Raw genomic sequence first — 24,886 nt, forward strand, 5'->3', positions numbered from 1 at the left:
TTCCACGACAGGTCGTTTTTGCGTAAAATGTTGCGTTTTTCATTTTTTTGCAGGCGTCTGCTGCCTGCTTGTGCACACCGACCAACAAGGAAGCCATTTTGAGCAAACCTGCCGCCAACGTGCTGTCTGCGCGTGTTTTATCCATTAAAGAATCCCCTACTTTGGCGATCACGGCCAAAGCCGCCAGATATAAATCTGAAGGCCGCCCTATCATAGGCCTGGCAGCAGGTGAGCCGGATTTCGATACCCCGCAGCATATCAAGGACGCAGCCAAAGCCGCCATTGATGCCGGTTACACAAAATACACACCCGTCAGCGGCATCCCGGCGCTGAAAAAAGCCATCGTCAACAAATTCAAAAACGAAAACGGTTTTGATTATGCGGTCAATGAAGTGATCGTTGGCGTAGGCGGCAAGCAAACCATTTTCAACCTTTGCCTGGCCGTGTTAAACCCGGGCGATGAAGTGATCATTCCGGCACCTTACTGGGTCAGCTATGCCGATATCGCCATGGTGGCCGAAGCTAAACCGGTGATCCTGGAATGCGGTATCGAGCAAGGCTTTAAATTGCTGCCTGCCCAGCTGGAAGCCGCCATCAACAGCCACACCAAGCTGGTGATGTTCAACTCGCCGTCCAACCCTACCGGCGCCGTTTATACCCTGGATGAATTAAAGGCCCTGGGTGAAGTATTGCTCAAGCACCCGCATGTACTGGTCGCCACCGATGACATGTATGAACACGTCAACCTGACTGGCGAAAAATTCCATAACATCCTCAATGCCGCGCCTGGCCTGAAAGACCGCTGTATCGTATTGAACGGCGTCTCCAAAGCCTATTCCATGACCGGCTGGCGTATCGGTTATGCAGCTGGCCCGGCTTATATCATCAAGGCGATGGAGATCCTGCAAAGCCAGTCGACCAGCAACCCGGCTTCGATCTCGCAATATGCAGCGGAAGCGGCCCTGAGCGGTTCACAAGACTGTATCAAGCCTATGGTGGCTGCATTTAAAGAGCGGCATAAATATGTAGTTGACCGCTTTAACGCCATGCCTGGCCTGAGCTGCCTGATGGCTGGCGGCGCTTTTTATGCCTTCCCGGATGCGCGCCAGGCGATCAGCAATCTGCACCAGGCCGGCAAGATCAAGGAAACCAGCGATATGGCCCTGGCTGAATACCTGCTCGAAGAGCATAACGTCGCCGTAGTGCCTGGCTCTGCTTTTGGTGCCGAAGGTTATTTCCGCATCTCATTCGCCACCAGCATGGACAACCTGCGTGAGGCTTTGGACAGGATAGAAAAAGCACTCAACGTTTAAGCAGTTTTCTAGATAGCAGACAATAAAAAAGCGCCTCAGGCGCTTTTTTAGTTTTAACACTTTAGTTTTACCACTTAGGTAGGTTTAACACTAGGGCATCAATCATTCAGAAAATCTTTGATCGGGCCGTTAGGCAGGCCGATATCGATAGTTGAAGTCTGTGTCATCAGATCCGCCAGCTGCGTCACCGGCATCACCGCTGCAGGCAAGGCCGCATGGTTGTCGCCGCTAATCAACACATCATGGATATTCAGCGCATCAGGCTGCAATACCCGCTCAGTGACAGACGCATGCGTGATAGAAACGAAAGCACTGCTGTCGTCTTGCAAAGTGCTGGTCAAAGGTAGTGATAAATCGATTGCATCATTCAACTGCAAGGCAGCCAGCAAATGCTGTATCACCGCCGGATTCACGGCATGCTCGCTGATATCCACCAGCTCAGGCGAGGCAGACAACACTTCAGACAGCTTGATCGCCTGCTGTTCGGCAAATTGCACCAGCTCGCCATTGCCCACTTGCATGGTGACCTGCGCCCCGGCCACTGTGATCAACTGGTCACCCTCATGCAAGGCATCGCCCGCTTTCAGCAAATGATGCTGACCCTGCTGATCGACAATTTCTGCAGCACCGGCCAGACCAACGACTTTTCCTAATACTGTACGCATAGTAATCTCCTGTTGCGCTCATTATAAACGACGTTGGCACAATAAAAAATTGGCCCATTTGGGTAATAAAGCGGCATTCTGGCCGGGTAAACCCCTTGACTTTCACAGCTAGTTTATTAGCGAAACCGGCATTTAAACGGCACATAGAAAAATATAAAGAAATTCGCAGAAAGTGGTTGACCAAGGGGCACGCTCTCAGTAATATAGCGCCTTCAAACGACGTACCGATTCCTCAATAGCTCAGTCGGTAGAGCGCCGGACTGTTAATCCGTAGGTCCCTGGTTCGAGCCCAGGTTGAGGAGCCAAATTAAAAAGGCCTTGCAGAAATGCAAGGCCTTTTGCTTTTGGCTCAGCGTTGCCAAGCACGTTGTGGATGATCAATCAGCAGGCCGTTTCATCCAGTCCGGTTTTATTTCCAATCAATAAACAACAATTCGCAATCTTCAGCATGCGCGACTTTGGCGACTTCACCTTTGCCATAGCACTGCAGTTTTACTGCTTGCCCTTTTTGTAGCTCAGCTGCCTTGCTTTTTTCACTGTCAGCCAAGATGAAGTGTGGCTCCAGCGAAGGGTCCCCGCCACCTTCGAGTACCAGTACCGCATGGTCAGATGCATCAGCATCCTTCTTGACGACACTGCCGCTGACAATAAAAGCTTTATTTTTGTACTTTTCATCTGCTGCCACGCTATCGCTGGCATAGGCTTTTGCGATTTCAGCTGCGGTGGTTTCAAAAGGTGGCGCATCGTCACTTGGCCCGGTGTTTTGTTGCGTAGTTTGTTGCGTCTCTGTTTCTTTGAACGACTCCCCCACTATCAGCCAGGCGATGATAAGCACTGCCAATATCCCCAAAACCCATTTAATATTTTTCATTGTTATCTCCATTTTGAATAATCAGTCACTGCTCAGTGAATTATCTGAAGTTTTTATCATGTGCTAGCTGCCACAGCTTATAACCTTAACACTTAACTCAACACTCATAAATCTAAGCAGCGCTGACTTTTATGATGGATGCAACTATCTTGGCGAATATCCGCTCCATGTTATTACCCTAGTCACTCTGTTAACATTCCTGCGTACAACATCACGCCAGGCATGTGACTAGCGGTAGTACTGTGCGCTATATATAAGGATAACAATGTCTGATCTGGCATTAACGTTAGCAAGAATCCAGTTTGGGTTCACCATCTCTTTCCATATCATCTTTCCGGCCATCACCATCGGCCTGGCAAGTTACCTGGCGGTGCTTGAAGCCAGTTGGTTAAAAACCAAGAATACGGTTTACCTCGATTTGTACCACTTCTGGGTCAAGATATTTTCTTTGTGTTTTGGCATGGGCGTGGTGTCTGGCCTGGTGATGGCTTACCAGTTCGGCACCAACTGGGCTGGGTTTTCCACGGTGGCCGGTAGCGTGACCGGGCCGCTGCTGACTTATGAAGTGTTGACTGCGTTTTTCCTGGAGGCAGGCTTTTTAGGTGTGATGCTATTTGGCTGGAACAAGGTCGGGCCGGGTCTGCATTTCACCGCGACCTTGATGGTGGCCATAGGCACGCTGGTGTCGGCGACCTGGATACTGGCTTCAAATAGCTGGATGCATACGCCGCAAGGGTTTGAGCTGGTCGATGGCAAAGTGATCCCGGTGGACTGGTTTAAAATCATTTTCAACCCTTCTTTCCCCTACCGGCTGGTGCACATGGTGATAGGCGCTTACCTGGCGACCGCCTTGTTCGTATCGGCGGCGGCTTCGTGGCAATTGCTGCATGCTAAAAACAACCCCAGCGTGCGCAAGATGCTGTCCATGGGTTTATGGCTGATTCTATTGCTCGCGCCGCTACAAGCCATGATCGGTGACTTGCATGGCCTGAATACCTTGAAACACCAGCCGGCCAAGATCGCCGCGATCGAAGGCCATTGGCAGAACCCGGGCGATGAAGCGTCGCCACTGGTGCTGTTTGCCTGGCCGGATATGGCGCAGGAAAAGAATCATTTTGCGCTGGAGATCCCGCTTCTGGGTAGCCTGATCTTGCGCCACTCGCTGACCGAGCAGATCCCGGCGCTCAAGGACTTTCCGGCTGCGGACAGGCCGAACGCGACCATAGTGTTCTGGACCTTCCGCGTCATGGTAGGCCTGGGGCTGCTCATGATATTGCTGGCTGCCACCTCGCTCTGGCTGCGTTTCAAAGACAAGTTATACAACAGCCCGCCTTTCCAGAAATTCAGCATCGCCATGGGGCCTGCCGGGCTGGTTGCTATCCTGGCTGGCTGGTATACCACCGAAATAGGCCGGCAACCGTGGGTGGTATACGGTGTTTTGCGCACCGCAGATGCAGTCACGCCACATACGACTGCTGAAATGGCGCTGACGCTGGGCCTGTTTGTGGTGATCTACCTCGCGCTATTCGGCATGGGTACTTTATATGTGTTGCGGCTGGTGAAAGTCGGGCCTAAAACCGGTGAAGCCCTGCAGGGCGATGCGATCTCCATCAATCGCAACGAGCTCGATGAATTCACCCTGGCGCCGGAGTTTCACCCGGATAATAAAAAGCCAGCCACTGCCGACAGCAAGACTGAGCAGCAAACCAACCCTGATAAAAAGGATAATTAAATGGATTTATCACTGGACTTATCATTGGTTTGGGCCGGCATCATCCTGTTTGGCATCATGATGTATATCATCATGGACGGTTTCGACCTCGGCATAGGTATTCTTTATCCTTTTTTTAAGGAAAAGCACGACAGAGACCTGATGATGAATACTGTGGCACCGGTCTGGGATGGCAATGAGACCTGGCTGGTGCTGGGCGGTGCCGGCTTACTGGCGGCCTTTCCGCTGGCCTATGCCGTAATACTGAGCGCGCTTTCGCTACCGCTGCTATTAATGCTGATGGCCCTGATCTTCAGGGGCGTGGCGTTTGAATTCCGGTTCCGCGCTACTGATGAAGAGCGGCATTTCTGGGATAAAGCCTTTTTGTGCGGATCGATCGCCGCGACTTTCTTCCAGGGCATGACGCTGGGTGCTTATCTGCAAGGCATCAAAGTCGTCAACGACGCCTATGCCGGCGGGCCGCTGGACTGGATCTCGCCATTTTCCATCTTTACCGGCTTAGGCTTACTGGTGACTTATGCTTTGCTCGGCTGCACCTGGTTAATCATGAAAACCGGCGGCGAGTTGCAGGCCACCTGCTACAAACTGTCGCGGCAGGTTTCCATCATCCTGCTGCTGATCATCGCTGCCATCAGCCTGTGGACGCCGCTGATGGACAAAGGCATCGCCGAGCGCTGGTTTACCATGCCCAATTTTCTGTTGCTGTCGCCGGTGCCGCTGCTGGTGGCATTCTTTTTTTACCGGCTGCAGGCATCGCTGCGCGCAAGATCAGAAACCACGCCGTTTATCTACACGCTGTGTCTGATCCTGCTTGGCTATGTCGGCCTGGGCATCAGCATCTGGCCGAATATCATCCCGCCGCATATCTCCATATACGCCGCGGCAGCGCCGCCGCAAAGCCAGATGTTCGCCCTGATAGGCGCGCTGGTGATCATCCCTGTCATACTGATCTACACCGGCTGGGCCTATTACGTTTTCCGTGGCAAGGTAGACCCGGATGAGGCTTACCATTGATAAGGGGTGGTAAAGAGGCGCAGTGTATGACAGGCACCAAACCGAAAAACAGTTTTGCCAAACGATTAGGCTGGCTGCTGCTGATCTGGCTGGCGAGTATCGCCGCACTCAGCGTGGTCAGCCTGCTGATCAAGTTTTTGATGAAAGCCGCAGGATTTAATAGCTAATCCTGATCATTGCAGGCTAGTATGGCCGCAATCAAAGAATCTTTTTTGTTTTAGCAGGTCACTACTATAGTGAAATTTATAATGACATTGCCATCGCAGGCAAGATCGAATGTGCTTGCCCGGTCAAAACCAATCCGTTTAACATGCATATAAAGCTGACCTGAACAAACCCAACCTACCCTGATGACCACTACCCAGCAAAAAATAAAATGGCGGCGCTTGCGTGCCTGCAGTGCTTGCGATATGGTCAGCGCCATCCCCGTGCTGCGCCCGGGCGAGCACGCCAGTTGCCCGCGTTGTGGCCATGTCTTGGCCAGGCGCTATTTGCACCCGGTGCAGCGCAGCATCGCGCTGGCGGTCACCGCCTTGCTCAGTTTGATGATCGCCATCGCCTTTCCGTTTATCAGCATGGATACCAATGGCCTGGATAGCCAGATCGCGCTGCCGCAAACCGCGGTCACCATGCTCAATGTCAACCAGCCGCTGGTGGCCCTTATCGTCAGCGCCACCGCCATCATCCTGCCCGCGCTGTATCTGATAGGGGTGATACTCATGCAGGCCAATGTGCTGCGTACAGTACCGCGCGCTTATAGTGATGTGATCGCGCGGTTATTTTCGCGCCTGCATCCGTGGATGATGGCCGATGTGTTCATGATCGCGGCGCTGGTGAGCCTGGTGAAACTGACCGACATAGGCGAAGTGCAGCTGGGCGTTTCGTTCTGGGCCTACTGCGTGTTTGCCCTGTTATTACTGATGACCACCCGCTCGGTCGATATCGATCTGCTATGGCTGAAACTGGCTGGCGAGCCGCCGCCAGATACCGGCATACGCTGCGGCGTCAATGCGGCAGAACAACATGTTGCCGGCTGCACCACCTGCGGCTTGCTCAATACGCTACCACCGGCAGCTAAAGGCTCGGCTTATCTATGCATGCGTTGTGGCAGCACGCTCTATGCGCGTAAACCGAACAGCCTGCAATTCACATTGGCCTTATTGCTGACCGCAGCCGTGCTCTATATCCCTGCCAATGCCTACCCGATGATGATCACCACTTCGCTGGGCCAAAGCCATTCTTCTACCATCATAGGCGGCATGATAGAACTGTGGCAGCATGGCTCTGAGCCGGTGGCAATGATTATTTTTGTCGCCAGCGTGCTGGTGCCTATCATTAAAATGCTGATACTGATGCTTTTGCTATGGCTGGCGCGCCATCCGGGCCCGTTGAATGCGCAGCAAAAAACCGCCCTTTACCGGATCACCGAACTGATAGGCCGCTGGTCCATGGTAGATGTATTTGTCGTCGCCATCATGGTGGCACTGATACAATCAGGCAACCTGATGTCAGTATTGCCCGGCCCGGCGGCACTGGCGTTTTGCGCAGTCGTCATTACCACCATGCTGGCAGCGATGGCTTTTGATCCCCGTTTATTGTGGGATACCCAAGGAAAACCTTATGACAGAGCATAACAATAATCAGCCACCCAAAAACCCGCCCCGCCCTGATGAACAGAATCCGGATGAACAGAATCCGGATGAACAGAACCCTGCTGAACAAAGCAATGTTCAGCCAGAGTCCGCTCAGCAAAACAGAAGCCAGCCCACCCACGAGCATCTGCTGGCCAATGTCAGCAAGCAGGTGCGCGTTTCGCCGATCTGGATAGTGCCTATCGTCGCCCTGTTGATAGGCTTATGGCTGATCTATGATAATTACACGCGTGTCGGCAAACAGATCACGCTTTCCATGACCAATGCCGAAGGTATAGAAGCCGGCAAAACCAAGATCAAGGTGCATAGCGTGGACATAGGCCAGGTGGAACAAGTGACCTTGTCTGACGACCTCAGCCATATTGAAGTACTGGCGCGTATCACGCCCAAAGCGCAACCCATGCTGGTGAAAGACACCCAGTTGTGGGTAGTCAAACCGCGCATAGGCCTGGAAGGCATCAGCGGCCTCAACACGGTGATCTCGGGTTCTTATATCCAGTTGCAACCGGGTAAAGATCAGGAAGAAACCGACCACTTCACCGTGCTGGACCAGCCACCTATCTCACTCAATGGTGCCAAAGGCGTGCATGTCAACCTCGAAGGCAAAGTCGGTAATGCCTTGCGCGTCGGCGACCCGGTCACTTACCAGGGCTTGCGCGTCGGCCGCGTGGTCAGCGCCACGTTTGACCCCAAACAGCGCAAAATGCAGCACGAACTGTTTATTGAGCACCCTTACGATGTGCTGGTCACGGAAAACTCGCGTTTCTGGACCGCAGTCGGCATAGACGTCAAACTGGATGCAGAAGGCTTTAAAGCGAATATCCCCACCGTAGAGTCACTGATCGCCGGTGGCGTCAGCTTTGGGCATCCCGACGATACGCCTATGGGGCAACCGGTGCGCTCAGAGACCAAGTTTGAACTGTTCGCCAATGAAGAAGCCGCACGCCAGCAGACCTACGCCCAGTACATAGAATATGTGTTGCTGGTGGATGACACCGTGCGTGGGCTGACCAAGGGCGCCCCGGTCGAATTCAGGGGCTTGCGCATAGGCACGGTGATGAACGTGCCGTGGAAATTCAACTCGCCTGAACGCAAGAAAGACTTCCGCTATGCGATCCCGGTGCTGATCCACCTCGAACCAGGCAGACTGGCCGACAATGGCCAGGCTGATCTGGCAGAATGGAAAACCCGCATCGGCCACATGCTGGATCGCGGGCTGCACGCCACCCTCAAATCCGGCAATCTGCTCACGGGGTCGGTCTACGTCGACCTCAATGTGGGCCCAAAAGGGCATAAACCCTATAAACGCGAGCGTTTTGAAGGCTTGCCGGTATTGCCTACCAGTGCTACCAGCCTGGCGCAGATAGAACAAAAACTGTCTGACCTGCTGGATAAACTCAACCGTCTGAATGTAGAGCCTGTGCTTTCCGGGCTGGATAAAAACCTGCAGCAGTCCGAGATCACCCTAAAAGAGATCCGTGCGCTGAGCGTGCAGGTCAACCAGTTTATCAGCCAGCCAGACCTGCAGCAGATGCCAGCCAACCTGAACAAAACCATGCAGGAGGTGCAAGCCACGCTTAAAGGCCTGTCACCAGATTCACCGGCCTATCAGGAACTGACCAGCACCTTGCAACGCCTGGACAAAGCCCTGCGTGACATACAGCCACTGGCCCGCACCCTGAACGAAGAGCCGAGTGCTGTGCTGTTTGGCCGCAAACCGGGGAATGACCCGGTGCCTCAAGCACCGGCTGACCCACAGTTGCCACTAGCACCGGCCAAGCCGTAAGGAAACACATAGATGATAGCTACCCGCAAACACTTACACACCGGCTTGTTGCTGATTGCCGCATGCAGCCTCAGCGCATGCCTGAAATCGAACCCGCCGGTGACCAGCCAGCGTTTCAGTCTGCCGGAAGTCAGCGCACAGCCGGCTGCGCCGCAATCGACTTCTGCAGCAAAGCAGACGCTGGTTTTAAACCGCATTCAACTGGCAGATTATCTGGATACAGACCGCATCGTCGTGCAACTGGATGATGTGACTTTGCACCCAGCGCGCGACCATCTATGGGTAGACAACCTGTCACAGGAGTTACACCGTGGCCTGCGTGCACGCCTGGCCAGCCGCCTGCCGGATACGGTCATCACAGACCCACTGCCTGGCGCGGCGCCCTCTGCTACCAGCCTGCAATTGACCATAGACCAGTTTCACGGCCAGATCAATGGTTATGCCATATTGAGTGGCCAATGGCAGTTGCTGTCTGCTGAGCGCAAGCCTTTGCAAAGCCAGTCATTCAAGTTCAGCACCCCGCTGGCCGAGAGTGGCTACCCGGCGCTGGTACGCGCACTGGGCAGCAACCTCGATCTGCTCAGCGCGCAGATCGCCGGGCAATTGCCACACACTCATTAGCCTCCTCCGCCTGCAGCCACCTGTGGCTGCAGCATCTGTAGTAGCGCCCCGCATGCCAGGCAAAGAAATACCGTCCTGGCGGCACTAGTGGCGCAACTCTGTATTTGCTATGATGACTTTTCCATTCACAATAAAAAAGTCAGGAGCTGCAATGGGTTTATTCTCTTTTATCAAAGAAGCGGGTGAAAAGCTATTTGGGGCTGGCGAGGCCAAGGCCGCGCAGGAAACAGCCACTAAAACACCTACCTCTGTCAATGTAGATGCCGCCAATACAGCTGCCGCCAAGGCCATCCAGAATTACATTGCAAAAAACAATCTGCCAACTGCAGGCTACGACATCAAGTTTGATGGCGCCAGCGCTACCGTGATAGCGCAAGGCAATGTAGAAACACAGGAGATCAAGGAAAAGATCCTGCTGTGCTGTGGCAATGTGGCCGGGGTCGAGGCGGTACAAGACCAGTTATATGTGCCCAGCCAGCAAGCAGAAGCCAGGTTTTACACGGTGGTCAAAGGCGATACCTTATCCAGGATAGCCAAAGAGATGTATGGCAATGCCAATGCCTATATGAAGATCTTTGAAGCCAACCGGCCCATGCTTAACCACCCTGACAAGATCTACCCGGGTCAGGCCTTGCGCATTCCCGAATAAGTCACAGCCAGCCTGTGCCAGATTGTTAACCTCATCGTAAATGATACAAAACCATTAGGAGCCAAGATTATGTCTGCATTTTTTCGTTTGTTGATGATTGCCGGTTTAACTGCCAGCTTGCTGGTTGGCTGCGGCGAGAAAGAACCCACGGTTGAAGAAGCGCTCGAATCTGCGCAAACCCACACTGAGGCCGCCGCAGCAGAAGCCAAAGATGCCGCTGCAGATGCCGTTCAGGCGGCAAAAGACGCAGCGGCGGCGGCAAAAGAGAAGATAGCTGAAACCACCGCAGCAGCTGAAAAAGCGGTTGAAAACAAGTAAGGCCGCGCCCGCATAAAAAGCCCGCATTTGCATGCGGGTTTTTTATTGCCGCCAGCACAACGTTAGTTAGTAACTCTTTGCTTTTCTTAATCGCCTGGCCCAGCTATCTGCCGGGAATTTTTCATGTACACTGCCCCGTGCTTTACAGCGTTGACTGGGAAATTTAGATTGCAACGATATCGGCTTTGGACGCTACTGACACTGTGGATCAGCCTTGTTCCAGCAGTGATCTGCCTGGTGCCACTGGCATCTGCGGCCCCGGCTTTGCTCGGAACAACCTGCATAGACCAGCAGGGAGATATCATTGCCAGCATTCCCCTGCAGGGCGGCAGGTTCGCCTGCCAGAGCGTGCTTAAGATCACCGAGGCTGGCCAGTATGTGATCGATTTTAAAAACACTTCTACCATTGCCCGCTTTCAGCATGAGATCACGCTGGAGAATAGCCCTCAGCTGGCGGCTACCCAGGGTAAAAATCCCCCGGCTGACCTAGCAGCAGAATCTGTAAGGCCTGACCAGGCATTAGCGCAAAGTCCACACAAAAAACAACAACCTATCGTGCTGACTGGTGGTTTGAGCAGTACGGCTCACAACCCTTTCATGTTGCGGCACGGGCGCATAGTCAGCCTGCAACCAGGCAGCTATAGACTGGTCACCTGGCTGCAATCACCTTATTACCTGGCCGCGCCCAGCCTGGCAGTCAGCGAGCTGGCCAGCTACCAGCAACAAAGCAACGTCAGCGCCGCCACCAGTTTGCTGTTACTGGGCATATTGCTGGGCCTGTTCAGCTATTACGCCATTTTGGGATCGCTACCCGGCCACCTGACCGAACGCATGTATGCCATCTTTATTTTTGGCAACCTGCTGTTTCACGCCGCCGCCATGGGCGTGTTCAACCAGTTTTTTCACTGGCACTGGTTTTACCTGACCGGCCTGCCCTTGCTGATCGCCAACCTGGCGTATGTGAATTTTATCTGCCACCTGCTGGGCATCAACCAGTTTCACCGGCCGCGTTTATACCAGTTATCGCTGATCGCCAGCAGCCTGCTGATCGCCCTTATCGTACTCGGCATGATCTTCCCCGACTGGATGCTGGAAATGTCGCGCCTGGGCATAGTGATCTTTCTCGCTTTTGGCCTGCTTTGCGGGCTGCGCCTGAGTGCCCAGCGACAGATCATCGCCCAACTCTACCTGCTGACCACCATAGGCTTTGGCATACTGGGCATGATGGCGGTCAACGCAGCCAACGCCAGCCAGCATATCTTCAGCATTGAGCAGTTGGGGCTGTTTGCGGTGACGGTACACGCCATTCTGCTCGCTATCCTGGTCGCCTATAAACACAGTCGTCTGCATCATGAAAAAGAGCAATTGCTGCTCGAGCTGCAAAACACACGCTCACTGGCTTTGAACGACAGGCTTACCGGCATCCCCAACCGGCATGCGCTGGAAAACAAGCTGCTGAAGTTGCCGCAACATGGGTGCCTGATGTTTCTCGATATGGATAACCTCAAGCATGTGAACGATCAGTTCGGTCACGAAACGGGTGACACGCTGCTCAAACTGTTCAGCCAGATTTTGTCGCAAAAGCTCAGCGAGCACGGCCAGCTTTACCGGCTGGGCGGCGATGAGTTCGCCATCCTTTGCCATGAAGATGATGTCGAGTGGTGCCAGCACCAGCTGGAATACACGCATCTGCAACTGCACAAAGAGGGTTTCAGCGGCGTGGGTGCCAGCATGGGCATCGTCTTCGCGCATGAAGCCAGCAGCACCGAAGCACTGCTGCGTATCGCGGATAAACGCATGTACGAAAACAAACGCACGCGCAAGAACCGTAAAGAAATGATGCAGGTGCTGCACCCGTGATTCAGGCCAGCGCGCCAACAGCAACGTTGCCAGGCGCAGTTTTTCTGCCGCTTGGTGCATAAGTCGTTTTAAAAGCGCAAGCCGCGCCGGCTTTGATTTATACTCTGGCTATGGATTAGTCAGGCAGCGCACTCAGCCTGTGATTGAAGACTTTACGCTTCAATAACACCAGGCCAGCGTTTGCCTTGCATCAGTAATAAAGAAAGTAGTGATGCCTTTACTTACCACCCTGCTTGTTCTCATCGTTTGTGCCCGCCTGTTAGGGCAAGTGTTCAGCCGCTTTAACCAGCCCGCCATCATCGGTGAAATGGTCGCCGGTGTCATTCTCGGCCCCAGCCTGCTCAATTTCATCACCCCTACCCCGGCCTTATCCGGCATTTCCGAGCTGGCGGTGTTTTTGATCGTGCTTTCCGCCGGGTTGGAAATGAATTTCAAGGAGGTCATAGACTCCATGCGCGGCAAGGGCATAGTGATCGCCCTGCTAGGCTTTTTGCTGCCGCTCACCGGCGGCATACTGGTCGGTGTGGCGTTCGGGCTGGATGTCAGCCGTACCATCTTTTTAGGCTTGTGCGTATCCATCACCGCGCTGCCAGTCACTGTCAGCATACTGCAAAGCTTTAAACTGCTGGACTCAGACATTGCCCGTTATTCGGTGGCCACCGCCATCTTTAACGATATCGCCGCACTGCTGGTGTTGGGCGTGATCCTCAACCTGCCGGAACAGAAATCCTACCAGGCTGTGAGCTTTGCCATCTTTCACGCCAGCTGGAAGCTGATACTGCTGATCTTGCTTATCCTCAGCGTCAGCCTGATCATCAAGAAAGTGATAGATAAAGGCGTCAACCTGCACTTGTGGTCAGAAAAACTGGTGGCGCTGATAGGCAATGAAGCGTTGTTCGGCATCTTGTTGTTATTTGTGCTGTTGTTCGGTTCTGTGAGTGCCGCGCTCGGTTTCCATTTCGTGATAGGCGCATTCTTTGGTGCACTGTTGATAGACCGCAACTTTTTCCTGCCCGCCCGCTACCAGGAACTGGAGTTGACGCTGGGCTCTATCACCGGCGGTTTTCTGGCACCGGTGTTCTTTGCCTACCTGGGGCTGGAATTCAAAGTGCAGATCATAGAATCATTCTGGTTTGTCGCGGTGGTGTTGCTGGTGTCTATCGCGACCAAGATCCTGGCCGGATGGCTGGGTGGCCGCCTGATAGGCCTGCCGAAAAGCGACGCGCTGGGCATAGGCTTTATCCTGAATGGCCGCGGCGTGATGGAACTGGTGATCGCCAGCATCGCCTACGAGCGCGGGTTTATCGGCCAGGACCTGTTCTCGGTGCTGATCCTGATGGGCGTAGTCACCACCCTGATCACGCCGCTGATGTTCCGTAAATGGATCATGCCGCAGATAGAAGCCAGGGCCAGCACGCTATCGTCAACGTCGTCATCCGGGCATTGATGACCATGAAAAAGTCTTGCCACACCGCCGGGCTTTTTCTATTATCAATACTGCGGTTGTCTGCATTACACGCGAGCATACTGACCGTTGCGCATGCTTTCACGCTCCATTCAGGCGTGAATTCATACATAATAGCGTTTTATCCACTGCCAGTGCTCAAGGGTGCGTTGTGCTGACGTCAACTATTCATCGTTATTTGTGGCTGTTGCTCAGCCTGCTGCTGGCCAACCCTGCGTTTGCCCAGCCCAGCCTGGGCGCGACCTCATGCCAGGACGAGCATGGCCATGCGGTGGCACAGATCCCGCTGCAAGGTGGTAAATTCACCTGCCATACCCCGCTGACCATCACAGACGCCGACGACTATGTGCTCGACTTTAAAAATACCACGGTGATCGCCAATTTCAGCCATCAGCTCACCACGGCAGATGGCGTCAGCCACATGGTGCACGGTGGCCTTAACAGTCACCAATCTAACCCCTACCTGCTGCGCCATGGCCGCAAGTTCAACCTGTTGCCTGGCACTTACCAGCTCACTACCCAGCTCAACTCACCCTATTACCTGGCGCAACCGGAACTGTTTATCGCCAGCGAGCCGGATTATTTGAGCCAGGTCATTAAAAGTTCGGCCGGTGCGATTTTGATGCTGGGCGTGCTCATGGGTATTTTTGTCTATTACATCGCCATCGGCATGGCCCCTGGCCACACCACCGAACGCATGTATGCCCTGTTTATTCTGGGCAACCTGATCTTTCAGGGCGCGGCACTGGGCGCATTTGCGCAACTGGGCGATGCGCACTGGTTTTACCTGAGCAGTGCGCCTATCCTGTTGTCCAATATGGCCTACGTCAGCTTTGTGCGCCACCTGCTGGGCATCAATGCCACCCACTACCCCAGGCTGCACCAGCTGTCACTGGTGGTCTACGCCATTTTGCTCGCCTTATTGATCAATGCGCTGATCAACCCGAACTGGATGCTGGAAATGGCGCGCACCGGTGTGGCTATCTTCCTGGTCTTTGGCATGATCTGCGGCGGTTACTTCAGCTGGCTGAAACATCGCACTGCCCAGTTCTATCTGATCGCCATCACCGTGTTTGGCGTGCTCGGCGGCATCAGCATCAGCGCGCAAAAACTCAGCACCAATATCTGGACCATAGAACAAATGGGCCTGATCGCCGTGACTGTAGAAGCGATCTTGCTGGCACTGGTGCTGGCCTATCAGATCAACCGCCTGCACCAGGACAAAGAGCGCATGCTGGTCGAGCTGCAGGATACGCGCTCCCTGGCCCTCACCGACCGCCTGACCAACCTGCCCAACCGGCATGCGCTGGAAGGCAAGATGCTGAATTTTCCGCCCTATGGCTGCCTGATCTTTCTCGATATGGATAATCTCAAGCACTTTAATGACCACTTTGGTCACGAAGTCGGCGACACTCTGTTAAAGAACTTCAGTTTGTTCCTCAACCAGCGCCTGGGCCACGACGCGCAGTTATACCGGCTGGGTGGCGATGAATTCGCCATTCTGTGCCATGAAGATGAAGTGGAATGGTGCCAGCACCAGGTCGATGCCACCAACAAACAGCTGCAAGCCAGCGGCTTTATAGGTGCAGGTGCCAGCCAGGGCGTGGTGTTCGCGCGTGAAGCCGACACCTCGGCAGACCTGATGCGCATTGCCGATAAACGCATGTATGCCAACAAGCGCTCGCGCAAAGACCGCAAGGAAATGATACAGATCTTGCAATCCTGACCCGCAGCCCAGGTTTCTGGGTATATTCCGCTAAATTTAGTGTTATAAACCCGCTCAAAAACTAAGCAACTATATTGATATGTTAATGTTTGACGCCAAGTCAGTTTGACAGCTACTCTAACCCTCAGCATTTAAAAACAAACTGAGAGGACTAAGTGATGGCTAAGCAATATACAAATAGCAAGTTATTGAAAGCATTGCATTATTCACTGTTAGCAACCGTGCTGGGCGTTAGCTTTAGCGCCCAGGCAGCTGTTTACAATGTCTATGGCACCATCAACTTTGAACCAGTCGGTTCGGTGGTGGATAATCCGCTTGGTCAAACTATTGTTGATACATTGAATGGCAAGTACGCGGCATTTTCTTTGACTGTGGATACCAGCGTCACGGATAGCGATAACGACCCCAATGTGTTTGATCTGCGCAATGCAGTGATTTCAACCGCCAATATTGCAGGCATTACTTTCACAAGTAACAGTCAGTCGTGTACCAACCAGGAATTGGATTGCAGAGTGACTTCGCAATTGAATATTGGTGGCTCTACTTTCGACAGACAAACGATCACCGGCCAGTTTCTAGCTGCTACCGCATTTAGCGCGGGGGATAGGCTGAGTTTCGCTGTTTACACTTCTGGCAACGACCTCTACACCTCCCCGCAACTGATAGATCCTTTCTCAGGCAACATTGGTGCCAGTTTCGCCATTTATTACCTCAACAACAACCAGGCAAACAGAATCGCTTTCCAGCTCTCAAACATTACAGCTACCCCGGTGCCTGAACCAGCCACCAGCGCAATGTTTGGCGCCGCAGCACTACTGTTAGGTTTACGCCTCAGGCAGCAGCGTAAAAACCCAAGCATTTAATGATCATGCTTGATCACAAAAACCTCCCAAGCGGAGGTTTTTTGTTTTAAGCGACGATCACAAGATTAAGTAACACAGGTTTCACAATCTAAATCCCCGCCTTCAGTTATAATGCCGCCACCTTTGGGGAGTAGCCTGCTTCGGCCCAATAAGTTTTTGGGGCATGAAGCGCCTGTGTCAACATAATCGACTCACGTCGTGGTGCAGGCAGCCGTTTTCGGTTGGCGAGACTAATGGATATCAGTGCGACAAAAGTCGGGCGTGCTGCTATCTGTTAATTTCGTCCCGACTAGAAAACAACACGCAATGAACCTTACCAGCACCTCCATCGCGCTCATCGCGCTAGCCATGTCCACCGACGCCTTCGCCGCCGCTATCAGCAAAGGCGCAGCGCTCAAAAACCCAAAACTGTCAGAAGCCCTACGCACCGGTTTGATCTTTGGTGTCATAGAAGCCATCACGCCCTTAATCGGCTGGGCCATCGCCACCTTCACCATCAAAACTTTTGCGTCACATTACATTACTGATTGGGATCACTGGATCGCCTTCACTCTATTGCTAGCCCTTGGCCTGCATATGATTTACGAAGGCTTTCAGCCAGCAGAACCTGAAGAAGAAAAACCAACCAGTCGCTCTTTCTACATCCTCGCCCTCACCGCAGTCGCCACCAGCATAGATGCCATGGCCGTAGGCGTCAGCCTGGCGTTTATGGAAGTGAATATATTCGTCACCGCCGCAGCGATTGGCTTTGCGACTTTTACCATGGTGACCATTGGGGTGATGCTGGGACGGGTGTTGGGGTTGATGTTTGGGAAACGGTCAGAGATCGTGGGTGGCTTGGTGCTGATTGCGATTGGGTCTTATATACTTTATGAGCATCTTAATTTTGCAGCTTAATTAGGCAAACTACACAAATTGACGAAAAATCATTTTTTGTGTAAAAATACACAAAAACCTGGATGACCAACAAATGGATTCCAAATCGTTATTGCAACTGCTTTACGATGATGGTTGGCAAATCGTTAGAACAAAAGGTAGCCATCACCATTTAAAGCACTCAGTCAAACCTGGTTTGGTCACAGTCCCGCATCCTAAAAAGGACCTGCCACTTGGGACTGTACGCAGCATTTTGAAACAAGCCGGACTCAAGTAACGTAAAGGAAACGCTATGTTATTCCCTATCGCAATTCATAAAGACCCTAAGTCAGCTTACGGTGTCACCGTGCCTGATGTGCCCGGCTGCTTCTCTTTTGGTGATACTCTAGACCAGGCTTTAATCAACGCCAAAGAAGCCATCATTGGGCATATTGAGACCCTGTTAGAACTCGGCGAACCTGTTGATATCAAGGTCAGTGAGATTGAAAAACTCCAAGCTGAGCCTGAGTTTAAGGAAGCTGCCTGGGCATTTGTCAATGTGGACTTAAGCGAGCTGGATGCAAAACCAGAGCGCGTGAATATCAGCCTGCCCAAGTTTGTGCTCAACCGCATTGATCACCATGTCGCAAGCAAGCATGAAACGCGTAGTGGATTTTTAGCCAGAGCTGCCCTGGCAGCATTAGCGCATGAGAAATAGACTCCCCTTTGAGTCAATCGAGCCTGACGCATAGCTTTATTAGCTTTAATATTTTTCTGCCACATTCACACCTCCTGACCGTACATTGTTTCCTTCATTCTTTACGAACATCTAGTTATGTAAGGCAATTCATTGCTGTTAATTCGGATATTATGTATGAATATCTTTGTAGCCCCTCATGTTACATAAACGGGGCAATCCGTTGAGCTGACGCATTACCTATTTGCCCATTAACAAAACTAAAAAAATGACAATATCTAATAATGAGATTCTTCAAATTGTAAATAGCATCGCAACTATCGCAACACCTTTTCTTTTGCTATTTTTAGGTGGAATAGGTTGGCTAATTCAAAACAAGATCTCTATTTCGAATTCAAAACAGCAATTTTCTGAAGCAAGAATTCAAGAACTAGAGTCAAAGCTAAGAGAAGATAGAATAGATACATATTACGCGTTGTTAGATCCATTCTTTTTGATTTTTATGAGCGATGCCGCTTTTGCAAGTGACCCTAAATTTAAAGGAAAAGATAAATTCAAATTAGCCGAGAGCAAAATGCTATCTTGGGAATACAAAAAAGTCGGCTTCAAACTTTCGCTAGTCGCTAATGATGCTGTAGTCATTGCATATAATGATTTGATGCAGTTTTTCTACAATGCAGAGGAAACTAAAACTGACGAAGAACTCACCGCAAGAACATGGGAATGGATGGAGTTAATAGGAACGTTGTTATTAGAAATTCGTAAAAGTATGGGGAATGAGAGTAGCGCACTGAGTAATTGGGGAATGCTTGAGTGGTTCATGAAAGATGCTAGAAAAAAGAGCTAAAAATTGAGGTTTTTTTATTGCAGAATCTCTTGTCTTTAGAAACTAAAACTCCACATAAGTCGAAACACTTAGTACCCCAAACAACCATCCGCGTTAAAATACCGCCACTCTCGTTTTATTAAAATTTATATGGATAAACGTATCCCCGTCACGCTGCTCACTGGTTTTTTGGGTAGCGGCAAAACCACCCTGCTTAACAAGCTGCTGCATAACCCGGCGATGAAAGATACCGCCGTGATCATCAACGAGCTTGGCGAGGCTGGCTTGGACCAGATTTTTGCCAATAGCCAGATTTCACAGACAGTTGAGAGCGAGCATGTCGCCGATAATACGGTGCTGTTGAGTTCGGGCTGTTTGTGTTGCTCGCTCAAGAATGAGCTGGCCGATACCATGCGCGATTTGTTTTTTAAGCGCAGTTTGCAGGCGGTGCCGGAGTTTAACCGGTTGGTGATTGAAACTACCGGCATGGCTGACCCTGGCCCGATTTTGGCCAATCTGATGAATGAGCCGGTGATTGAGTCGGTTTACCGTCTGGATGCGGTTGTCGTCACCATAGATGCAGCTTATGGTTTGCAGCAGATTGCGACGCAGAAAGAAGCTTTGAAACAGGCGGCGGTGGCAGATGTGTTGCTGATCACCAAGTCAGACACGGCCACGCCTGAGCAGATAAGCGCGTTGCAATCCAGGCTAGCCGCGATCAACCCGAATGCGACGCAGCAGTTTGTGTTGCATGGCGAGATAGACCCTATGCAGATCATTGATGTGGGGCTGTTTGATTTTGCCAACAAGCAGGCTAACCCAGAGCGCTGGTTGCGTGCGCCTGCCAGCGGTTTTAGCACGGCTAAAAAAGGCACGTTGCCGCAGGCACCGGCGCATGACGATGTGACGACTTTTACCGTTTATTTGCCCAAGCCTATGGCGTGGGCTGACTTCAGGGGCGTGATCCTCAAACTGTGCCAGGTGCATGGTGAGCAGTTGCTGCGTTTAAAGGGGATATTGCATGTGGAAGATGCGCCAGCACCGCTGGCGGTGCACGCGGTGCATTTCACGCCCTACCCGCCCACGCTGCTGGAAGGCTGGGATGAAGAGGAGCCTATCAGCCGCATTGTGATCATAGGCAAGGGTATAGATGAAGCGGCGATTCGCGAAATGTTAGTACAGTTTTAAGTTGTTGCCGTCATCATGACGGCGTCAAAACTATTCATCATGATAGATGACTAAGAGAAGTTCTTGTGCAACCGCACAATGTTATTTGGAGTTTTTATGGGACGTTATTTAGAAAAATTATTAGAAGGCTGGATCTTCCAGAGCCGCTGGTTGATGGCACCTATGTATCTGGGTTTGGTGGGTGGCCTGTTTATCCTGCTGGTGAAATTTGGCCAGGAGTTCTTTCACATTGCCTCGCACCTAGCCTCACTCACAGAGCAGGAAACCGTGCTTTCACTGCTGGCGCTGGTGGATATCACCCTGGTGGGCAATTTGCTGATCATGGTGATTTTCAGCGGTTATGAAAACTTTGTGTCGCGCATAGATACGGCCAACAGTGAAGACCGGCCTGAGTGGATGGGCAAGGTCGATTACTCTGGCCTCAAGATCAAGCTGATCGGTTCTATAGTGGCGATTTCGGCGATCGACCTGCTGAAAGCGTTTGTGCACCAGAGCTCGGGCACTGCCAGCTTTACCACCGAGCAAATGGCATGGCTGGTCGGCATACACCTGACCTTTATCATCACCGGCGTGCTGTTCGCCTGGATGGATAAGATTGCCGGTCACAGTCATGCCAAAGGTAAGTCAGATCATTAAGTAATTTGTCAGCACAGAAGTTATACTGATTCAAACAGCAAAGACTGTACACGGAAATTTCCGTAAGAAATATTTCAAACAATTAATCAGATAACCTTGGGATAACCACTATGACAAAAAAAATTGTTTTATTAGCTTTAATGAGCATGCTGCTTTCAAGCTGTGTCGTCTTGCATGACCGTGATCATTGCCCGCCGGGACAGGCTAAAAAAGGTAATTGCTAGATTAAGTAGTTAGACTAACAAGTTGAAAATAAAAAGCCTCACAGATGTGAGGCTTTTTATTTCGCTGGAAAGATCAGTGCCCTATGGTCCTGATCTGCCAGTTTTATAGAATGTATAAAAAACGGGCGCATAAGCGCCCGCCATCAGTTCAAGAGATCAATATCGATTAAGCTTGTTTACGGCGTTTAGCAACTGCACCTACTAAAGCCAAACCGGCAAACATCAGGGCGTAAGACTCTGGCTCTGGCACCACTGCGGCAGAGGTCACGGCGGTGTATTGCAGGCTGAGAAAGCCATTGCCGTTGAAAGGCAACTGCCAGCCCTGGCCAGGAATAGTGCTGTTGTAGGCATGGCCCAGGCCAAAGCCAGTGGTGTCGGCAGCCGTTTGCGTACGGGACAACTGAATGCCAGTCACACTGGCGTCGCTGCTGGTCAGGTAGGCTATGTACTTGGTGCCGGCAGTCAGGCTCAGGCCCAGGTTTTCAAACGACAGCGTGGTGTAACCACCGGTGGCATTGTAGGTATCCACCGCGTTGAATGTGCTGGTCAGCAAGTTGCTGCCTACGCTATTCACGGCCTGGTTCTGCGCGTTAGTGCTAGGGTTCCACTGCGCGACGTTGAGTTGGAAAGAAGCTGAAGTATTGCCGATAGCGTAGAAGCTGAAAGATGAAAGCAGGCTGTCTGCTGTCAGCGAGAACACCTGGCCGACCTGAGGGGAATCACCACTTGGGTTGCCGGCATTGCCAAACGAGGCGAATGGCAGACCGGTGGTGGCACCAGCTGGCACGTTGCTGTAAACCGCCGCTGAAGCGCTACCGGCAAAAGCCAGCAACAGGCCGGCCACTACTTTCATTTTGAATGCTGATGAGATCATGATTTTTCCTTAATATCTGGGGATGGCAGTGAGTTAAAACACGTTGTAACGCTGCCAAATTACGCCTGGAATATTGCAGATATTTGAAAAAAATGACTCGCCATAGTCCGAAAAACGCATGCTATGCATACAGACTATGGCGGCAAAGCCTGCATGTAAATTTAAATAAAATACAGCCTTAAGGGAGTTTTACCGGTGCTGATCAGCACCGGGGATTTTAATGCCCTGCCTTATTCGCGTTGCAGCAGGATAGTGATCAACAGCGTGGTATCGGTGAGCGCTTTTACAGTATGTGGCTCATTGGCTTTTAAATAAACCAGGTTGTTCACTTTTAGCACCCTGGTTTCATCCCCTAACCCCAGTTCTACCTCACCTTCTATGCACTGTATGGTGATCGCACCTGCTGCGGTATGTTCCGGCGTGGTTTTACCTGCCTTCAACACAAACCTGAACACCTCGATATGGCTCTCGCGTATCAGGGTCTCAGATGCGGCATTGGCAAAGTCAGACCCATAGGGGCTGATATCAATGACCTGGCCAGGTGCAAAATGCTGGATACTCATATGCTAACCTCACTTGATGCGTGTGCTGTCGATTCTAACGCGACTTCGCTGGCTTTCCAAATAGGCTTAAGGCAACCTGGCTGGCGATGGCTAATGCACCCACGATAAACACGACATCGCCGAACGTCCTCACCCAGCGCAAGGTTTGCAAGAGAGGTTGTTGCATAAACGCTTCGCTACGCGCATACCACAGACCATGCGTAAAACTTGCCTGAAACTGCATGATACCGATAGGCAGCAGGCTGGTGAAAATCATCAGCAGCAAGCCGATATTGAGCGTCCAGAAGCCAGTGCGCATCAGATTTTCATTAAAGATGGCATGGGGCCGGATATAACGTAGCACCAGCAGTGTGAAGCCTATCGCCAGAAAACCATACACGCCAAACAAGGCGGCATGCGCATGTACTGCCGTGGTATTAAGGCCCTGGATGTAATACAGCGAAATGGGCGGGTTGATTAAAAAGCCGAACACGCCTGCGCCTAACATATTCCAGAAAGCCACTGCGGCAAAGCAGCACAGCGGCCAACGCAGATTTTCCAGCCAGGCGGCACGTTTATGCAAATGCCAGTGATGCCAGGCTTCGTGGCTGAGCACCAGCAAAGGCACGACTTCAAGTGCACTGAAACTGGCGCCTATGGCCATTACCGGGGTCGTGGTGCCTGAAAAATAAAGGTGATGAAAAGTGCCCGGAATACCGCCCACCATAAACAGCGATGCCGAAGCCAGGCTGGCAGTCGTGGCAACCGTGCGTGACACCAGGCCGAGCGACATGAAAATATAGGCCAGCGCGGCGGTGGCAAATACCTCAAAAATGCCTTCTACCCACAAATGCACTACCCACCAGCGCCAGTACTCCATTACTGAAAGATTGCTGTGCTCACCGTAAAACAGGCCAGTGCCATAAAACAGGCCTATGGCGATCACAGATGCTGTCAGCAATGCCAACAGGTTTTTGTCGCTGTCTTTTGCCTTGAGTGCGGGGATCATGCAGCGCAGCATCAGGCCCAGCCACAGCAACAACCCGATAAACAAGGCGATCTGCCAGAAACGCCCCAAGTCGATATACTCATAGCCCTGATGCCCGAACCAGAAGTTAAATGCAGCTGGCATCAGGTTAGCGATGGCTGAATACTGGCCTAGGAAAGAGCCGACGACTACGATGAGCAAGGCGACAAACAGGCTATTCACACCTAGCTTTTGATAAGCCGGATCTTTGCCGCCGTTGATGATGGGGGCAAGAAACAACCCGGCTGCCAGAAAGCCAGTGGCTATCCAGAACAAGGCACTCTGAATATGCCAGGTACGCGTCAGCGAATAAGGGAACCATTGCGAGACATCAACGCCATAAAACTCCTGGCCTTCAACCGTGTAATGTGCGGTAAACCCGCCAATAAACACCTGAAAAACCAGCAATGCAACCACTATGAACAGGTACTTGCCCAATGCCTGTTGCGAAGGCGTTAAGCTAAAACTGCTGATCGGGTCAAGCTTGCCGGCCACGGGCGGCACATCATCCTCTTTACGCAAGATAGACCAACCCAGAATCAACAAGCCTATGCCTGCCAGTAAAAATACGATACTACCCAGGGACCACAGCATATTCTCACTGCTGGGCTGGTTATCAATCAGCGGCTCGTGCGGCCAGTTATTGGTGTAGGTCACTGTGCCTTCAGCACGTTCTGTCGCGGCAGCCCACGCTGTCCAGAAGAAGAAATAAGCCATTTTTTGCCTGGCTTCGGCAGCAGGCAAAGTGTTGTCCTTCATGGCGTAGGCGACGCGTGTTTTCTTGAGTGCAGGTGCGTCAGAAAATAAGGCCTGGTAATAAGCAGCGGTCTGTTGCACTGCCTGCGCGCGGCGTGGTGTCAGCGTTAAAGTGCCCTGCGCATCCAGCCGGTTGCTGCGATACTCTTGTTTCAGCAGCTCACGCAGGCCAGCCTGTTTAACCGGGTCTAGCGTATGGTAGCTTGCACTGTATTGTTGCTGTGCGGCCAGATCCAGCCAGTTGACCAGTTCACGGTGCAGCCAGTCGGCCGTCCAGTCTGGTGCCTGGTAAGCGCCATGCCCCCAGATGGAACCCACCTGCATGCCGCCTATGGATTGCCAGTGTGACTGCCCTGCGAGAATATCGGCTGCTGCAAAATTGAGGCGCTGGTCACTGCTCACCACAGCGGCAGGCACTGGCGGCGCAGAACGGTAGATCTCCACCCCCATGTAACCAAGGATAGTGAACGTCGCTATCAGGACGGCAATCAAAATAAGCCAAAGCTTTTTATATATCCCCATGAGGCACTCTCTTTTCTTATCAGGCTGGGAGGAGCGGAGGTTGTACTCTCAGCATAAATTATTCATGTGACTGCGATGTCATGCAAGCCTAAGCATACACAACAAGCGCGCATCTACATTTGCGATAGATCAACCTGCCAGCTTTCTGAAGAGGGAGATTTTGCTACAGCACGGGATGGGAAAAAAGCGATGGATGCGATGTGA

Annotated in this window: 24 protein-coding genes and 1 tRNA gene; 20 read left to right on the top strand and 5 right to left on the bottom strand. The window is 52.0% G+C overall.

What is annotated here, in order from left to right:
* Positions 1-98 precede the first annotated feature (98 nt).
* The gene (locus ACFQ1Z_RS05025; RefSeq protein WP_379056098.1) at positions 99-1,313 is read left to right on the top strand and encodes a pyridoxal phosphate-dependent aminotransferase; all 1,215 of its coding nucleotides are present in this window, start codon (positions 99-101) and stop codon (positions 1,311-1,313) included.
* Between the two features lie 98 nt (positions 1,314-1,411).
* On the opposite strand, the gene ACFQ1Z_RS05030 is transcribed toward ACFQ1Z_RS05025, so the two are convergent.
* The gene (locus ACFQ1Z_RS05030) at positions 1,412-1,978 is read right to left on the bottom strand and encodes a hypothetical protein (protein WP_379056100.1); all 567 of its coding nucleotides are present in this window, start codon (positions 1,976-1,978) and stop codon (positions 1,412-1,414) included.
* A gap of 229 nt (positions 1,979-2,207) precedes the next feature.
* Between ACFQ1Z_RS05030 and ACFQ1Z_RS05035 the strand changes: the two genes are divergently transcribed.
* Positions 2,208-2,283: transfer RNA gene (locus ACFQ1Z_RS05035), tRNA-Asn, on the top strand.
* A gap of 104 nt (positions 2,284-2,387) precedes the next feature.
* Here ACFQ1Z_RS05035 and ACFQ1Z_RS05040 read toward each other — a convergent pair.
* A complete protein-coding gene (locus ACFQ1Z_RS05040; RefSeq protein ID WP_379056102.1) occupies positions 2,388-2,849 on the bottom strand; it encodes an OB-fold protein in 462 nt (153 codons plus the stop codon).
* 265 nt (positions 2,850-3,114) lie between these two features.
* Between ACFQ1Z_RS05040 and ACFQ1Z_RS05045 the strand changes: the two genes are divergently transcribed.
* From ACFQ1Z_RS05045 to ACFQ1Z_RS05130, 18 genes are all read left to right on the top strand, one after another.
* On the top strand, positions 3,115-4,581 hold the full coding sequence (locus ACFQ1Z_RS05045; RefSeq protein ID WP_379056103.1) for a cytochrome ubiquinol oxidase subunit I: 1,467 nt from the start codon (positions 3,115-3,117) through the stop codon (positions 4,579-4,581).
* Positions 4,582-5,595, top strand: coding sequence for a cytochrome d ubiquinol oxidase subunit II (cydB, locus tag ACFQ1Z_RS05050; RefSeq protein WP_379056105.1), 1,014 nt, complete (start codon positions 4,582-4,584; stop codon positions 5,593-5,595).
* A gap of 26 nt (positions 5,596-5,621) precedes the next feature.
* The gene (locus ACFQ1Z_RS05055) at positions 5,622-5,762 is read left to right on the top strand and encodes a DUF2474 domain-containing protein (protein ID WP_379056107.1); all 141 of its coding nucleotides are present in this window, start codon (positions 5,622-5,624) and stop codon (positions 5,760-5,762) included.
* A gap of 183 nt (positions 5,763-5,945) precedes the next feature.
* The gene (locus tag ACFQ1Z_RS05060; RefSeq protein WP_379056108.1) at positions 5,946-7,229 is read left to right on the top strand and encodes a PqiA/YebS family transporter subunit; all 1,284 of its coding nucleotides are present in this window, start codon (positions 5,946-5,948) and stop codon (positions 7,227-7,229) included.
* Positions 7,216-9,033, top strand: coding sequence for an intermembrane transport protein PqiB (pqiB, locus tag ACFQ1Z_RS05065; RefSeq protein ID WP_379056109.1), 1,818 nt, complete (start codon positions 7,216-7,218; stop codon positions 9,031-9,033). The genes ACFQ1Z_RS05060 and pqiB overlap by 14 nt, the downstream gene beginning before the upstream one ends.
* A gap of 12 nt (positions 9,034-9,045) precedes the next feature.
* Positions 9,046-9,654 carry a PqiC family protein gene (locus ACFQ1Z_RS05070; RefSeq protein WP_379056111.1) on the top strand — a complete coding sequence of 203 codons (609 nt, stop codon included), beginning with the start codon at positions 9,046-9,048 and terminating at the stop codon, positions 9,652-9,654.
* A 151-nt stretch (positions 9,655-9,805) separates the two neighbouring features.
* Positions 9,806-10,303 (top strand): peptidoglycan-binding protein LysM, encoded by a 498-nt coding sequence (lysM, locus tag ACFQ1Z_RS05075; RefSeq protein ID WP_379056113.1) that lies wholly within the window; start codon positions 9,806-9,808, stop codon positions 10,301-10,303.
* Positions 10,304-10,372: 69 nt separating this feature from the next.
* Positions 10,373-10,621, top strand: coding sequence for a hypothetical protein (locus ACFQ1Z_RS05080; RefSeq protein WP_379056114.1), 249 nt, complete (start codon positions 10,373-10,375; stop codon positions 10,619-10,621).
* A gap of 237 nt (positions 10,622-10,858) precedes the next feature.
* A complete protein-coding gene (locus ACFQ1Z_RS05085; RefSeq protein WP_379056115.1) occupies positions 10,859-12,481 on the top strand; it encodes a GGDEF domain-containing protein in 1,623 nt (540 codons plus the stop codon).
* Between the two features lie 211 nt (positions 12,482-12,692).
* Positions 12,693-13,928 carry a cation:proton antiporter gene (locus ACFQ1Z_RS05090; RefSeq protein WP_379056117.1) on the top strand — a complete coding sequence of 412 codons (1,236 nt, stop codon included), beginning with the start codon at positions 12,693-12,695 and terminating at the stop codon, positions 13,926-13,928.
* Positions 13,929-14,097: 169 nt separating this feature from the next.
* A complete protein-coding gene (locus ACFQ1Z_RS05095) occupies positions 14,098-15,672 on the top strand; it encodes a GGDEF domain-containing protein (RefSeq protein ID WP_379056119.1) in 1,575 nt (524 codons plus the stop codon).
* Positions 15,673-15,830: 158 nt separating this feature from the next.
* The gene (locus tag ACFQ1Z_RS05100; RefSeq protein WP_379056121.1) at positions 15,831-16,535 is read left to right on the top strand and encodes a PEP-CTERM sorting domain-containing protein; all 705 of its coding nucleotides are present in this window, start codon (positions 15,831-15,833) and stop codon (positions 16,533-16,535) included.
* A gap of 306 nt (positions 16,536-16,841) precedes the next feature.
* Positions 16,842-17,432 carry a manganese efflux pump MntP gene (mntP, locus tag ACFQ1Z_RS05105; protein ID WP_379056123.1) on the top strand — a complete coding sequence of 197 codons (591 nt, stop codon included), beginning with the start codon at positions 16,842-16,844 and terminating at the stop codon, positions 17,430-17,432.
* A gap of 73 nt (positions 17,433-17,505) precedes the next feature.
* Positions 17,506-17,688, top strand: a complete 183-nt coding sequence (locus ACFQ1Z_RS05110; RefSeq protein WP_379056125.1) for a type II toxin-antitoxin system HicA family toxin — start codon at positions 17,506-17,508, stop codon at positions 17,686-17,688.
* A 15-nt stretch (positions 17,689-17,703) separates the two neighbouring features.
* On the top strand, positions 17,704-18,108 hold the full coding sequence (locus ACFQ1Z_RS05115; RefSeq protein WP_379056127.1) for a type II toxin-antitoxin system HicB family antitoxin: 405 nt from the start codon (positions 17,704-17,706) through the stop codon (positions 18,106-18,108).
* Positions 18,109-18,355: 247 nt separating this feature from the next.
* Entirely contained in the window at positions 18,356-18,934 is a 579-nt protein-coding gene (locus ACFQ1Z_RS05120) for a hypothetical protein (protein ID WP_379056128.1), read from the top strand.
* Between the two features lie 129 nt (positions 18,935-19,063).
* Positions 19,064-20,101, top strand: a complete 1,038-nt coding sequence (locus tag ACFQ1Z_RS05125; RefSeq protein ID WP_379056130.1) for a CobW family GTP-binding protein — start codon at positions 19,064-19,066, stop codon at positions 20,099-20,101.
* Between the two features lie 96 nt (positions 20,102-20,197).
* Complete coding sequence (locus ACFQ1Z_RS05130; protein ID WP_379056131.1) at positions 20,198-20,737, top strand: TIGR00645 family protein; 540 nt, start codon at positions 20,198-20,200, stop codon at positions 20,735-20,737.
* Positions 20,738-21,127: 390 nt separating this feature from the next.
* Here ACFQ1Z_RS05130 and ACFQ1Z_RS05135 read toward each other — a convergent pair whose 3' ends face one another.
* The 3 genes from ACFQ1Z_RS05135 to ACFQ1Z_RS05145 all read right to left on the bottom strand — a co-directional run bounded on the left by ACFQ1Z_RS05135 (position 21,128) and on the right by ACFQ1Z_RS05145 (position 24,652).
* Complete coding sequence (locus ACFQ1Z_RS05135; protein ID WP_379056133.1) at positions 21,128-21,835, bottom strand: PEP-CTERM sorting domain-containing protein; 708 nt, start codon at positions 21,833-21,835, stop codon at positions 21,128-21,130.
* Positions 21,836-22,065: 230 nt separating this feature from the next.
* The gene (locus ACFQ1Z_RS05140) at positions 22,066-22,398 is read right to left on the bottom strand and encodes a cupin domain-containing protein (protein ID WP_379056135.1); all 333 of its coding nucleotides are present in this window, start codon (positions 22,396-22,398) and stop codon (positions 22,066-22,068) included.
* Between the two features lie 34 nt (positions 22,399-22,432).
* The gene (locus ACFQ1Z_RS05145) at positions 22,433-24,652 is read right to left on the bottom strand and encodes a nitric-oxide reductase large subunit (RefSeq protein ID WP_379056136.1); all 2,220 of its coding nucleotides are present in this window, start codon (positions 24,650-24,652) and stop codon (positions 22,433-22,435) included.
* Between the last annotated feature and the right edge of the window lie 234 nt (positions 24,653-24,886).

The organism is Methylophilus luteus, from assembly GCF_042676265.1.
Classification (GTDB): Bacteria; Pseudomonadota; Gammaproteobacteria; order Burkholderiales; family Methylophilaceae; genus Methylophilus; species Methylophilus luteus.